The organism is Acidimicrobiales bacterium, from assembly GCA_040219085.1.
Taxonomy (GTDB): Bacteria; Actinomycetota; Acidimicrobiia; order Acidimicrobiales; family JAVJTC01; genus JAVJTC01.
The window spans coordinates 118,431-131,053 of record JAVJTC010000029.1; the positions used below are offsets into that span (position 1 = coordinate 118,431).

15 protein-coding genes are annotated in these 12,623 nt (G+C 70.7%); 10 read left to right on the forward strand and 5 right to left on the reverse strand.

All coding sequences use genetic code 11. The features are described from left to right. Positions 1-4: 4 nt before the first annotated feature. Positions 5-1,408, reverse strand: a complete 1,404-nt coding sequence (gene mftF, locus RIE08_12785) for a mycofactocin biosynthesis glycosyltransferase MftF (protein MEQ8718479.1) — start codon at positions 1,406-1,408, stop codon at positions 5-7. A 107-nt stretch (positions 1,409-1,515) separates the two neighbouring features. On the opposite strand from mftF, the gene mftA reads away from it, so the two are divergent. From mftA to RIE08_12825, 8 genes are all read left to right on the forward strand, one after another. Beyond that, positions 1,516-1,656, forward strand: coding sequence for a mycofactocin precursor MftA (gene mftA, locus RIE08_12790; GenBank protein MEQ8718480.1), 141 nt, complete (start codon positions 1,516-1,518; stop codon positions 1,654-1,656). A gap of 10 nt (positions 1,657-1,666) precedes the next feature. Next, positions 1,667-1,969: a mycofactocin biosynthesis chaperone MftB gene (gene mftB / locus RIE08_12795; GenBank protein ID MEQ8718481.1), complete on the forward strand. Its 303-nt coding sequence runs from the start codon at positions 1,667-1,669 to the stop codon at positions 1,967-1,969. After that, positions 1,959-3,107, forward strand: coding sequence for a mycofactocin radical SAM maturase (gene mftC, locus RIE08_12800; GenBank protein MEQ8718482.1), 1,149 nt, complete (start codon positions 1,959-1,961; stop codon positions 3,105-3,107). Before mftB ends, mftC begins: the two co-directional genes overlap by 11 nt. A 7-nt stretch (positions 3,108-3,114) precedes the next feature. Continuing rightward, complete coding sequence (gene mftE, locus RIE08_12805) at positions 3,115-3,837, forward strand: mycofactocin biosynthesis peptidyl-dipeptidase MftE (protein MEQ8718483.1); 723 nt, start codon at positions 3,115-3,117, stop codon at positions 3,835-3,837. 8 nt (positions 3,838-3,845) lie between these two features. Continuing rightward, entirely contained in the window at positions 3,846-4,985 is a 1,140-nt protein-coding gene (locus tag RIE08_12810; protein ID MEQ8718484.1) for an NDMA-dependent alcohol dehydrogenase, read from the forward strand. A gap of 1 nt (position 4,986) precedes the next feature. Further along, complete coding sequence (locus tag RIE08_12815) at positions 4,987-5,739, forward strand: SDR family oxidoreductase (protein ID MEQ8718485.1); 753 nt, start codon at positions 4,987-4,989, stop codon at positions 5,737-5,739. After that, positions 5,736-6,542: a mycofactocin-coupled SDR family oxidoreductase gene (locus RIE08_12820; protein ID MEQ8718486.1), complete on the forward strand. Its 807-nt coding sequence runs from the start codon at positions 5,736-5,738 to the stop codon at positions 6,540-6,542. The genes RIE08_12815 and RIE08_12820 overlap by 4 nt, the downstream gene beginning before the upstream one ends. A 94-nt stretch (positions 6,543-6,636) precedes the next feature. After that, the gene (locus tag RIE08_12825; GenBank protein MEQ8718487.1) at positions 6,637-7,479 is read left to right on the forward strand and encodes an SDR family NAD(P)-dependent oxidoreductase; all 843 of its coding nucleotides are present in this window, start codon (positions 6,637-6,639) and stop codon (positions 7,477-7,479) included. Between the two features lie 73 nt (positions 7,480-7,552). On the opposite strand, the gene RIE08_12830 is transcribed toward RIE08_12825, so the two are convergent. Together RIE08_12830 and RIE08_12835 are read right to left on the reverse strand one after the other, a co-directional pair. After that, a complete protein-coding gene (locus tag RIE08_12830) occupies positions 7,553-8,176 on the reverse strand; it encodes a hypothetical protein (protein ID MEQ8718488.1) in 624 nt (207 codons plus the stop codon). Positions 8,177-8,290: 114 nt separating this feature from the next. Further along, on the reverse strand, positions 8,291-8,653 hold the full coding sequence (locus RIE08_12835) for a hypothetical protein (GenBank protein MEQ8718489.1): 363 nt from the start codon (positions 8,651-8,653) through the stop codon (positions 8,291-8,293). A 129-nt stretch (positions 8,654-8,782) separates the two neighbouring features. On the opposite strand from RIE08_12835, the gene RIE08_12840 reads away from it, so the two are divergent. Beyond that, complete coding sequence (locus tag RIE08_12840; protein ID MEQ8718490.1) at positions 8,783-10,177, forward strand: DUF222 domain-containing protein; 1,395 nt, start codon at positions 8,783-8,785, stop codon at positions 10,175-10,177. Positions 10,178-10,321: 144 nt separating this feature from the next. Beyond that, entirely contained in the window at positions 10,322-10,642 is a 321-nt protein-coding gene (locus RIE08_12845) for a GYD domain-containing protein (protein ID MEQ8718491.1), read from the forward strand. A 32-nt stretch (positions 10,643-10,674) separates the two neighbouring features. Here the strand turns inward: RIE08_12845 and RIE08_12850 are convergent, their stop codons facing one another. Both RIE08_12850 and RIE08_12855 read right to left on the reverse strand, forming a co-directional pair. Then, positions 10,675-11,517 carry a vWA domain-containing protein gene (locus RIE08_12850; GenBank protein MEQ8718492.1) on the reverse strand — a complete coding sequence of 281 codons (843 nt, stop codon included), beginning with the start codon at positions 11,515-11,517 and terminating at the stop codon, positions 10,675-10,677. A gap of 77 nt (positions 11,518-11,594) precedes the next feature. Then, positions 11,595-12,551 (reverse strand): MoxR family ATPase, encoded by a 957-nt coding sequence (locus RIE08_12855; protein MEQ8718493.1) that lies wholly within the window; start codon positions 12,549-12,551, stop codon positions 11,595-11,597. Positions 12,552-12,623 lie beyond the last annotated feature (72 nt).

A 12,623-nucleotide genomic window follows, 5' to 3' on the forward strand; every position in this document is an offset into this window, starting at 1 on the left:
GACCCTACCGACTGCGTCTGTGCGCCGCCGGTTCACGCTCGCCCGCCCTGAGGCGGGGGAGCAGGGCCCGCACGGAGCGCTCGCGCACACATCCGCGCCAGGCACCCAGCGCATAGGCGCCGTCGTCGAGCGCGCACGCCACCGTCCACCGCAGCGGATCGAGGCGCGGCCGCCGACGGAACCAGGAGGCGAGTGGCGGCGCCAACACGATCGCGACGGTCAACCTCCGCACCCGACGCGACAGCGGCGCCGCCACGAAGAGAACGGGCCACCAGGCTCGACGCGCCGCCTCGGCGATCCAGCGACCTGCGGCGAGGTTCCCCAGCCCCGCTATCCGCACGGAGACGGCGAGCGGGTCCGGGACATGACCGCGCAGGCGCCGGGCCAGCGCGGTCGTCGACCCGAGCGCCACGAGGACGCCGCCCAGCGCGCCCCTCCGTCCACCGACGAGCGCGCCACCCCAGGCCAGCGCCGACCAGCGATTGATGACCAGCGGTGAGGCGGCACCACGATGGCGACTCTCCAGCGGGGCCGCGGCACGTCCGTAGGACGCCCGCTGACGGGCGAGATCCCACCAGGATCCGCGGTTCCGGTGGCCGACCACGACGTCAGGCCTGTACCGCACTGTGCCGAGTGCAGTGAGGCGCCAGACGAGATCAACGTCCTCGCCGTAGCGGAGTGCCTCGTCGAAGCCGCCGACGGCCTCGAGGGCGTCCCGTCGCACGACGAGAGCAGCCGCCGGCACGTAGGGGACGGGCGATCCGGGACGGACGACGGCGGGGGCGGTCCCCATGTCGAGAGGCGAGCGGTGCTCCTCATAGCGATCCAGGGCCCTGCTCCCGGGGGCTGCACGGACCCGCGGCGCGACGGCCACGACATCGTCGTCGGTGAAACTGGCGAGGAGTTCCTCGATCCACCGACCCGACACAGAGACATCCGCGTCGACGAACACGACGAACGGTGCCACCGTCGCCCTCCATCCCCGATTGCGGGCGGCGGCGGGTCCCAGTGCGGTCTGGTTGCGCAGCGTCCGGGCCGCGACACGCGGCGCGCGCCCCGCTGTGGACCCGTCGTCGACCACGACGACCTCGGCGCTGCCGACGATCCCGTCGCCAGCGAGGAGCGAGCCGACGCCACCCGGGTCGTCATGGACCGGGATCACGACGGCAACCGTCTCGCGCCCGATGCCCGACGGCACCGGGACGGGGTGAGCGAGTCCCGCGGCGCACAACCGCTTCGAGAGGGAGCGCGCGGCTCCGGGATCCGGGGAGGGACGTCCCGTGAGTTCGGCCTCGAGGATCGGCAGACCCCGCGCTCCCAGGCGCATGACGCGAATCGGCGATCCACCGATGAGCGTCGTGCCGGACCACCGCGTCCGGGCGTCGAGGATCAGCCTCGGTGCGTCCACGGTCGCTCACCATGGCACAGCGGGTCGGGCGGACCCCACCGGTGATTTCCCGCGGTCGCACACCGCCGGTATCGTCGTGCAACCACGCGACCCGAGGGGACCACACGATGGAGCCGACCGAAACCGTCGAGGCCAACACCGTCGAGACCGAAACGACGACCGACGAGACGGTCGTGGCCGCCGACGAGCTCGCCACTGACGTCCTGGTCGAGGAGATCTCCATCGACGGGATGTGCGGGGTCTACTAGGCCAGCGCCCATGTCCGCGCCGACCGACACGTTCGATCCGACCCGGCCGCACCGGCTCAGCCCCGAGGTGGCGTTGCGGCCCGAGGCGTTCGGCGCGCTGGCGTACCACTACGGCAACCGGCGCCTCGTCTTCTTGAAGTCGCAGGGACTCGTGGACCTCGTGCGCTCTCTCGAGACCCACCCGTCGCCGGCCGCCGCGATCGACCAGACCGTGGACCCCGCGTCCGATCCCGAATCCGCCGAGCGGGAGCGTCGCTCGCTCACCGCCGCACTGTCGTCTCTCGCCGCCGCCGAGGTCATCTGTGAACTCTGAGAACCGCTCTGGAAAGCCGCCGCTCGTCGAGACCCTCAAGGAGGGCCTCGACGCCCCCATCTGTCTCACCTGGGAACTGACCTACGCATGCAATCTCGCGTGCGTGCACTGCCTGTCGTCGTCGGGGCGACGGGACCCGAACGAGTTGTCGACCGCCGAGGCGCTGCGCGTCGTCGACGAGTTCGCCGCCATGGACGTCTTCTACGTCAACATCGGCGGCGGTGAGCCCCTCGTCCGCCGTGACTTCTGGACCATCCTGGACCACGCCGTGGAGCGCAAGGTCGGCGTGAAGTTCTCCACGAACGGGACGAGGCTCGGCGCGCCCGAGGCCCGCCGCCTGGCGGGCACCGACTACGTCGACGTCCAGATCAGCCTCGACGGCGTCGACGCCGCCACAAACGACGCGCTGCGCGGCGAGGGCACCTGGGTGGCCGCCCGCGACGCCATGGCGGCGCTGACCGAGGCCGGCTTCGAGGGGTTCAAGATCTCCGTCGTCACCACCCGCCACAACGCCGACCAGATGGACGACCTCCTCGCGATCGCCGACGAGCACGGCGCCCAGCTACGCGTCACCCGGCTGCGCCCGTCGGGTCGAGGCGCCGACGTCTACCTCGACCTGCGCCCCACCCAGGACCAGCAACGCCGGCTCTACACCTGGCTCCTCGATCATCCCCAGGTCCTCACCGGCGACTCCTTCTTCCATCTCTCGGCTCTGGGTGAGTCGCTCCCCGGGCTCAACCTCTGCGGCGCCGGGCGCGTCGTCTGCCTCATCGACCCCGTCGGCGACGTCTACGCGTGCCCCTTCGTCATCCACGACGAGTTCCTCGCCGGCAACGTCCGCGACCCCGGCGGATTCACCCGCGTGTGGCGTGAGTCGGAGCTGTTCACCGAACTGCGAGAGCCCGGCTCGGCCGGCGCATGCGCGAGCTGCGGCTCCTACGACGCCTGCCAGGGCGGGTGCATGGCCGCCAAGTTCTTCACCGGCATCCCCCTCGACGGACCCGACCCCGACTGCGTGTTCGGACACGGCGACGAAGCCATCGCCGGGATCGACGCAACCGCCACACCGCGACCGTCCCAGGACCACAGCCGCCCCGGCGCACTCGTCCCCGTCGCACTCTCCCGAAAGCCGGGCTGAGCCGCAGTTGGACCTCGCCCGGCTCTCGTGGCCCGAAGCCGCCCGGTACGCCGGGGCGGTGGCGGTCGTCCCGCTCGGTTCGCTCGAACAACACGGTCCACATCTCCCACTCGACACCGACGCCACGATCGCAACGGCCGTCGCAGCACGGGCGACACGCAACGCGAACGCCACCGGCACGCCGGCGGTCCTGTTGCCGACGCTCCCCTACGGCGCCTCGGGTGAACATGCCGGATTCGCCGGCACCGTCTCCATCGGCACGGACGCGCTGACCGCAGTCCTGGTGGAACTCGGCCGGTCGCTGGCGGGGCCCTGCTCGGCGGTCGTGTTCGCATCCGGACACGGTGGGAACGCCGACGCTCTCGCGGGAGCCGCATCGCTCCTCGCTGCCGAAGGCCGTTCCGTGATGACCTGGGCACCCGCGGTTCCGGGCGGCGACGCTCATGCCGGGCGCACGGAGACGTCGGTCATGTTGGCGCTCGAGCCGGGCCTCGTCCACCACTACGGAGACGTCGTCGGTGAGGAGCGTCCTCTCACCGAGCTGATCGGCGAGCTCCGCCGGGCCGGAGTGAGGTCCGTCTCCGCGAGCGGCGTCCTCGGTGACCCCTCCGGGGCCACCGCGGCCGAGGGTCGTGACATCCTCGAAGGGCTCGTAGCGGACCTCACCGCCGTGATCGTCGCAGCTGCTGGACCCGCTCCGGGAGGCGGCCACGGGCACGGGGATGGTTGACTGAGCCCGTGAAGACACGAGCTGCGGTGGTCTGGGAAGAGGGTCAGAACTGGGACGTCGTCGAGATAGAACTCGACGACCCCCATCCCGGTGAGGTGCTGATCCGGATGCGCTACGCCGGGCTGTGCCACTCCGACGAGCACCTGCGGGTGGGCGACCTGTCGATGCCAACAGAGTGGGGTCTGCCCCCGTTCCTGCCGGCCATCGGCGGTCACGAGGGTGCCGGCGTCGTCGAGGCCGTGGGCGAGGGGGTGACCAGCCTCGCCGTCGGCGATCACGTCGCGATGTCGTTCGTGCCGGCGTGTGGTCGGTGCCCGTCGTGTTCCACCGGCCATCAGAATCTCTGTGACCTGGCAGCGGAGCTGTTCGCCGGGGACGGGATGATCGCCGACCACACGTGGCGCCACCACCACGGCGACCGGGACCTGAACCTGATGTGCCAGCTCGGGACGTTCTCGGAGATGATCGTGGCGAACGAGTCCTCCGTCGTGAAGGTGGAACCCCACCACGACCTCGCGCGGGTCGCTCTCGTGAGCTGCGGTGTCGCCACCGGTTGGGGCTCCGCGGTCAACACCGGCGAGGTCGCGCCCGGTGACACCGTCGTCGTCGTCGGCGTCGGTGGGGTCGGCATCAACGCCGTCCAGGGCGCCCGCCACGCGGGGGCGGTGACCATCGTCGCGGTGGATCCGGTGGAGATGAAGCGGGAGGCGGCCCTGTCACTGGGCGCCACGCACGCCGTCGCGTCGATCCCGGAGGCGGGCGGTCCCGTCAGCGAGGCCACACGGGGAGCGAACGCCGACGTCGTCATCCTCTCCCCCGGCAACGTCTCCGGCGAGATGATCGCCCCGGCGATGGCGCTGCTCGGAAAACGCGGCCGCCTCGTCGTGACGGGCCTAGCGCCGCTCGTCCAGAACGAAGCACAGCTCGGGCTGCTGGATCTCACGCTGTTCGAGAAGCAGATCCGCGGCACCGTGTTCGGCTCGTGCAACCCACGAGTGGACATCCCCCGGCTGCTGCGTCTCGCCGAGCAGGGCGCCATCGAACTCGACTCGCTCGTCTCGAAGACATACCCACTCGACGCCATCAACGAGGGGTACGCCGACCTGCTCGCTGGCCGCATCGTCCGCGGTCTCGTCGAGTTCGCCTGACATGGCCATCTCACTGGACGGTGCGGTGGCCGTCGTCACCGGTGGCGCGGGCGGCATCGGCTCGGCGATCTGTCGCCGCCTCGCCGGGGAGGGAGCGACCGTCGTCGCCACGTACCGCGCGTCGTCGGGGCCGGCCGCGCAGCTCATCGCGGATCTGGGCGGAGCGCCGCATCTCGCCGTGCAGGCGTCGGTGACCGATCCCGACGCCCTCGAGGAACTGGCACGCCTGGTGGAGGCGACCTTCGGTCGGCTGGACGTGATCGTCAACAACGCCGGCATCACAAGTCCGGTCGCCCACGACGACCTCGCAGGCCTCGACGACGACCTGATCGACTCGATCTTCGCCACCAACTGGCGCGGCGCGTTCGCCACGGTGCGGGCGCTACGCCCGCTGCTCCAGCGCGACGGGGGCGGCACGGTGGTCAACATCTCCTCGGTCGCCGCCGTGACGGGCATGGGCTCCAACGTCGCCTACTGCGCGTCCAAGGCGGCGATGGACTCGATGACGCGCTCGCTCGGTCGGGCCCTGGCCCCTGACATCCGGGTCATCTCGGTCTCGCCTGGTTTCGTCCTCGGCGACTACGCCGCGACGATGCCCGAGGGACTACTCGACGCCCAGACGGAGGCCACCCCGTTGAAGAAGCTCGCCACCGCCGACGACGTGGCCGACGCCGTTCTCGCCGCCTGTACGGCCCTCACCCACACGACCGGCGCGATCATCGCCGTCGACGGCGGAAGGCCCCTCGGCCCATGAACGACACCGCGGCCCCGGCGCCCGTCGCGCTCCTGACCGGGGCCGCACGCGGGATCGGCGCGGCCACGGCCCGGCGCCTGGCCGCCGACGGCTGGAACCTCGTCCTCGTCGACCGGTGCGCGGATGACCCTGCGCTGCGCTACGCGCTCGCCACCGAGGAGGACCTCCGGGCCACCGCGGCCGCCGCGGGAGGCTCAGACCGGACAGCCACTCTCGTCGGTGATGTGCGCGACCGCGACGCAATGGCCGCCGCCGTCGAGTTGGCGCGGGCACGCTTCGGCGGTCTCGACGCCGCGGTCGGCTTCGCAGGCGTGATCGAGGGCGGCGTGCCGCTGTGGCAGATGCCCGACGACCAGTGGGACGCCGTCGTCGACGTCAGCCTGACGGGCACACGCAACCTCGCCGCAGCTGCGATCCCCGCCATGTTGGAGAGACCCGAGCCACGCCGCGGCCGCTTCGTCGGCATCGCCTCGGCGGCCGCGCTCGGTGGGTACGAGGGCATCACGGCGTACAGCGCTGCGAAGGCCGGGATCATCGCGCTCATCAAGGGACTCGCCGCGGACCTGGGCGACACCGGCATCACAGCCAACGCCGTCTGCCCGGGCTCGACGGACACCGACATCCTCGTCGCGAGCGCGGCGCTGTACGGGATCGTCGACGTGGCCGCGTTCGCGACGAACCACACGGACAAGCGGATCCTTCGTCCCGAGGAGCTCGCCGCGGCGATCGCGTGGGTGCTGTCGGCGGACGCATCGGCGGTGACGGGCGCGACCATCCCGGTCGACGGCGGAATGAGCGTCTGAGTTCACGCCCGATGTCGGCAACCCGCTTCGGACGACCCCCCGCGCGTGTGGCAGAATCGGCGCCGCACGTCACCGACACAGGGGGATTCCCGACATGGCGATCGAGCTCCGCGGACTCGAAGGCAAGAAGGTTCTGATCACCGGCGGCTGGAAGGGACAGGGTTTCAACCACGCCAAGGCCTTCGCCGAGGGCGGCTGCGACGTCGCCCTGCTCGACATCGACCACGACATCGACGACATCTACTCGCTCGCCACCCCCGACATGGGGGCGTCCGCGGTCGCGGCCATCGAGGAGCGGGGCCAGCGGGCAGTCGCCATCGAGTGCGACATCCGCCATGAGGACGAGGTGAAGGCCGCCGTCGACAAGGCGCTCGAGTTCTTCGACGGCGAGATCAACGTCATCGTGAACAACGCCGGGATCGCAGCGCTCGACGTCATCCACAAGATGCGTCCGTCGACGATGAACGCCATCATCGACACCAACCTCAAGGGCGCCTTCCACGTCACCAAGTACGCCGCCGACAACATGATCGGGCGCCGCGAGGGCAAGATCATCAACATCGGATCCGGCGTCGTCGGCTCGGGTCACTCGCTGCTCAGCCACTACGTGGCGTCGAAGTGGGGCATCTGTGGCGCCACCACCGCATGGGCCACCGAGATGGCTGAGTTCAACATCAACGTCAACGCCATCCTCCCAGCCACCATCAAGCCGGGCGAGGGCCAGGGCTCGGGCATGGTCCAGGGCCTCTCCAAGGAGATGGACATGACGCCCGAGGCGGCGTTCGAGGAGTTCTCAGCCGCCGGTCAGATGGTCGGTTCGAAGTGGCGCTGTGAGATGCACAACATCACCGACATGGTCGTGTTCCTGGCATCGGACAACGCCGACATGATCACAGGCGCCATCATCCCCGTGGACTGTGGGATGACCGCGCTGTAGCTCTCGCACTGCTGGAAGCGACGGACGCCGCGCCCTGAGGGGTGCGGCGTTCGTCGTTTTCGGGCCCCGTCGTTCAGGTGCCGCGGCGGGCAACTGCGACCCCGGCCGCCCAGCCGGGCGCACGACCCCCCGGTGGCCGTGAGAGCGCGTCGACATCCACGCCGGCGGTCGTCAGTGTCCATGCGATCACCGAGTTCGAGTTCCACATCTCGCCCGCGTCGAGTTGATCGCGGCCCCAGACCGGGGTCGGGACACCGGGGAGCACGTCGAGGATCCGTCGGGTGGTTTCCGCGTCGTCGCTGAGCCGGGTCGGTCCGCCGACGGCGAAGGACAGGTCGGGGATGTCACCGTCGTGCCAGCGCCTCACCTCGTAGCGGAACACCCTGAAGCGGCCGGCCCACCGGGTCCCGACCGCGCCGGTCGCGACCACTCCCCTCGAGTCGCCGTCGTCGTCGGGGACCGGAGCCTGCTCCACGGCAACCGAACCCGTCGGCGTCGTGATGACCAGGGCCGCGTGGTACAGATCGCAGCGCGCCCGACGGTGCCGGATGGCCGACAAGGCCTCGAAGATGCGCCCGCTCAACTGAACGACGGGCGTGCCGGCTCCGAGTGGGATCCAATAGAGGTCGGCGACTTCCGACGGTCCGCCGGGATCGCCGGGATCGCCGGGAACGCCGGGATCGCCGGGCGATGTCATCGGTTCCGCCTCCATCGGTGCATCACATCGCATCTGCGGTGCCGCGTTCAGGGCCTTTGGTCGGACGCCAGCGGTGGACCCGTGCGAACAGGCCCGGCGTGGCGCGGGCTCGACTCAGCACTCCACGTCGACGTCGGTGCCCGCGATCGTGGGGGGAGATGTCGAGTCGACATCGCGACCGACCCGTGTGAACACGATCGCTGCCCCGGCAGCGATATCGCCCGGCGAGATGGCGACGTCGCCTTCGGCGCAGTCGAGTTGGTCGCCGTAGAAGGCGACCCGCACGAGGGAATCACCCTCCACCCGGGCGTCGTCGAGTTCCACTGTCACGATCCAGCGGTCGTCCTCATCGAGGTCTGGGCCCGGGTCCGCCGCAGCCACCGTCACGCCCGACAGTCGACCGGCGTCATCGGCGGTACACGCTGCGAACGACAACGTCGATCCCACTGCGAGCACGGCCAGGTTGCGCAACTTCACGCGCCGATCCGATCGGCTGCCTGTTCTCCTGATCATCCGATTCTCGCATTCCCCTCCATGGGCGGCGCATTCCCACCCCGTCATGGTGGCTGATCCTGGACTGTCACACCGGTCGGGTACCGTAGGTTCATGGTCGAACAGGTGTTCGTTCATCGAACTGAGGGTGATCTCGCTGCCGACACAGACTGCGGCGCGGCGGGGGCGGTGACCACCGCGTCGGACCTGTTGCGGGGATGGCGACCCGACGGCCACGCGTTGGCGGACCTCGAGGGGTTCGCCAGGGACCTGGAGGGCTTGCGCTGCGCAGTGGTCGCCGCGGCGGCCCGCAACCGCGCGGAGATCACGCGCCTCACCACCCCGGCCCCCAATCGAGAAGACGCCGGCCGCGGTGGCGGTGACAGCGGTCGCGCCGAGGACGGTTCCGGGTTCGATCCCCCACCGGGGCCCACACCCGGCGGTCGCGGCGATCACTCGGGCGGGGACCGACACGAGTCGCGCCGCAAACGCGACGAGGCGCGCGTGTCGCAGATCCTCCCGTTGGCCATCGACGCCCTCGCGGCAGGTGCGATGACCCAGGCGCACATCACGATCCTCGCCATCGCATGCGACAAGGACCCAATACGGGCCCGCCGCGACGAGGCCACCCTCGTCGGCTGGGCACGCCGCTACGGCCCCAACCGGCTCCGCCAGATGATCCTGAGCTGGTGCCGTTTCGGCGAGGACCCCGTGGACCGTGACGCCGAACAGACCCGGAAACGGCGCCTCACCGTCGACAAGTCCCGGCCCGACGCCATGGTCACCATCGAGATCCTCGCCCGCACCGCCGACAGCGCGGAGTTCCTCGCCGCGGTCGACGCCCTCGCGGACGAAGCGTTTCGCGCTGAGCACGGAGGGCGGCCCGAGTCGAGAGATCAGATCACCACGACCCACGCACAGCGCCGCTACGACGCCGCCATCGAACTGGCCCGCCGCGCCACCGGCACGCCGACCACAGGCACGGAACCGGTGAAAGGCACAAAGCGGCGCCGCCCGACCATCACCGTCATCTGTGACCTCGACACCCTCCGCAACCAACTCGGCATCGACGTCCCCGCTGGCGGAGGCAACCGGAGCCGGTCCGAGACACCCGACGGCAACGTGTTGACCCCGACAGAACTGCGGCGCCTCGCCTGTGACGCCGGCGTGATCCCAGCCGTGCTCGGCAGCGACGGCGAGGTGCTCGACCTCGGCCGGACCGCCCGCACCCCCACACCCGCCCAATGGGACGCACTCGTCGCCCGTGATCAGTGCTGCACCCACCCCAGCTGTGATGCGCCTCCGGAATGGTGCGACGCCCACCACATCGTGCACTGGGCCGACGGCGGCCCCACCGATCTCATCAACCTCACCCTGCTGTGCCGCCGACACCACACCGCCCTCCACAACGGCGAGATCGTCCTCACCGGCACCGCACCCAACCTCCAATGGCATGAACCCGCCAACGGCCCACCCCGAACAACCGGTCCACCCGGTCCACCGGCTTGAACCGACGCCCCGGTTCGAGCGGCTCCACCCCATCTCCCGCGCCGGGCCGAGCACGGCGCACTCCCCCGCCTCGACGCGCCCCGAGCCAAAGAGCGCGAGACTGACTCGGCGCCCGTCTGGGCGCTGAACAACAGGAGAACCGCCATGCCGAAATACCTGGTCCGAGCCAACTACGTGGGCGACGGGGTCAAGGGCCTGATGGCCGAAGGCGGAACAGCGCGCATGGAGGCCGCGCGCGCGTCGGTCGAATCGGTCGGCGGCACGCTGGAATACTTCTACTACGCGTTCGGCGAGGTCGACGTCTACGGGATCGGCGAGTTCCCCGACGACGCAACCGCCACGGCCTGGTCGCTCACGATCAACGCCAGCGACGCCGTGATGGTCAGCATCGTCCCGCTGATGGAACCGGCCGTAGTCGATGCGGCCGCACAGAAGACGCCCGACTACCGCGCCCCCGGGAGCTGATCCTCTGCGCCTCGTCGGCTCGACCCGCCGGGTCAGTCGACGAGGTGCATCATCACCTGCGGGATCGCCGTCGGGCGCGCCAGAACAGCCGAGCGCCCGCTGCCGGCCAGGGCGAGTTCACGTGCCCCCTGCTCGTTGCCCGGCGGGCAGATGACATGGAGCCGGTCGAGTTGGCGGGCGGCGTCGAGGGGATCGCCACCTGCGGTCGACTCCGCGTCCGACAAGAGAACCGCCACCCGCCGCGAGGACCGCGAGCGGGCGAGTTGGCGACCCGCCGCCCGCAGGCCGAGCGAGAGGTCCGTGGTGCCATAGCCCTTGAGGGCGAGGATGTCGTCGATCACAGCGTCGAGAGACCGCTCCTCGTCCTGGGACTTGATGACGACGACGTCGCCGGCGATGGCCAGGACGCTGTAGTCACCCGGCGCCCGGCATGCCACGACCGCCGCTGCCAGCGCGGCCGCAACGAGGCGCTCGCCCGCCATCGAACCGCTGCGGTCGACGATCAGGCTGAGGGCGTGGGTGGAACGGATCCACGAGCGCGACACGAGACGGTCCGGGTCGGGAACCTCGCCGAGCACCCGTCCCGCCACCACCGCGTCGAGACTCGCGTCGAGATCGATGTCGCCGCCCTCGGAGAGCGGCCGGCGGGCGAGTCGGTCCACGCCACGACGCGGGGAGACCTGCCCGGAGGTCAGCTCCATCACGACCCGGGCGGCCATACGCTTCGCGTAGGAGCGCAGCTTCGCGTCCGACGCGGCGCCGGCCTCGGCGAGGGTGATGAGAGCCTCGTCGGCGTCGTCACGCAGTGCACGACGGACGGCCTGCTCGTCGAACTCGCCCGCTTCGGGCGACATCTCACGGATCTGAGGCCGCATGCGCTCCATGGCGGCCCGGGGCGTCGTGCGCCGCCGGGACTTGTCGATCTCGCGCTGGGCCGATGCGCCCTCGCGGATCAGTCCGTCCCCGGTGCCCGGTGATCCGGCCGCCGGGGAGCGCCTTTTCCCGACGAAGACTCCCCGGATTCGGGGGGCTTCTTCGGGCGGGTCTCGAAGAACCGGCGCCACAGGTCCGCGATCACATCGTCGGGAGTCCGGCCGGTTCCCTCGTGGAGACGGATACGACCGCTCAGAGCGGTGATGGCGGCGTCACGGGTGACATCGTCGGAGTCGGGAGCCACACCCCGCAGGTCGCCGAGCGCCGCCGCGACGGCGGCCATGTCGATGGCTCCACGGACCGACGAGCCGAGTCGGATGTCGGGATGCTCGCGTGTGGCCCGGACGAGCTCGACGATCTTCGCCGTCACGTCGGGGCCGAGGGCCGCCGTCGCATCGGCTGTAACCGCCGAGACGATCGCCGTCTCCTCGCCGGCGTCCTGGTAACCCATCGCGACGCGACACGTGCGGTCGTAGATGGCGCCCGAGATCCGGGCGGTGCCGACAGCGTCGAAGGGGTTCATCGCGGCGACCAGCCGGAAACCCTCAGCGGCCTCGACCCGACCCAGACGCGGCACCGTCACCTCCCGCTCGCTCATCACGGTGACCAGAACGTTCAGGGTCTCCTCGGGGATCCTGTTGATCTCCTCGACGTAGAGCAGCGACCCGGACCGCACGGCCTCGAGCATCGGCCCGTCGACAAACGCGTCGGCCGTGTATCCCTCGGCGAGTACGTGGGCGGGGTCGTGGGACCCGAGCAGCCGGGCCGGGGTCAGCTCGGCGTTTCCCTCCACGAAGACGAAGTCGAGCCCGAGAGCTCCCGCCACGGAACGCAGCAGAGTCGACTTGCCGGTCCCGGGTGGACCCTCCAACAAGACGTTGCGGCCGGCCGCCAGGGTGGCCACGACCACCTCGACCTCCCGCGTGCGGCCGACGACGGCACGGCGGACGACCTCGAGAATCTCGCTGGCAGACACGGGCGCCGACGCTACCGGACGCCGGTTCTCATCGGCGAGCCGGGGTTCGGTAGGCTCGCCGCCAACAGGGGG

Bases quoted from the DNA above. Each gene is read 5' to 3' on its own strand.
- mftA (MEQ8718480.1), top strand. From the start codon at position 1,516: ATGGAGCCGACCGAAACCGTCGAGGCCAACACCGTCGAGACCGAAACG.
- mftB (MEQ8718481.1), top strand. From the start codon at position 1,667: ATGTCCGCGCCGACCGACACGTTCGATCCGACCCGGCCGCACCGGCTC.
- RIE08_12815 (MEQ8718485.1), top strand. From the start codon at position 4,987: ATGGCCATCTCACTGGACGGTGCGGTGGCCGTCGTCACCGGTGGCGCG.
- RIE08_12820 (MEQ8718486.1), top strand. From the start codon at position 5,736: ATGAACGACACCGCGGCCCCGGCGCCCGTCGCGCTCCTGACCGGGGCC.
- RIE08_12825 (MEQ8718487.1), top strand. From the start codon at position 6,637: ATGGCGATCGAGCTCCGCGGACTCGAAGGCAAGAAGGTTCTGATCACC.
- RIE08_12830 (MEQ8718488.1), bottom strand. From the start codon at position 8,176: ATGACATCGCCCGGCGATCCCGGCGTTCCCGGCGATCCCGGCGATCCC.
- RIE08_12840 (MEQ8718490.1), top strand. From the start codon at position 8,783: ATGGTCGAACAGGTGTTCGTTCATCGAACTGAGGGTGATCTCGCTGCC.
- RIE08_12845 (MEQ8718491.1), top strand. From the start codon at position 10,322: ATGCCGAAATACCTGGTCCGAGCCAACTACGTGGGCGACGGGGTCAAG.
- RIE08_12850 (MEQ8718492.1), bottom strand. From the start codon at position 11,517: ATGCGGCCTCAGATCCGTGAGATGTCGCCCGAAGCGGGCGAGTTCGAC.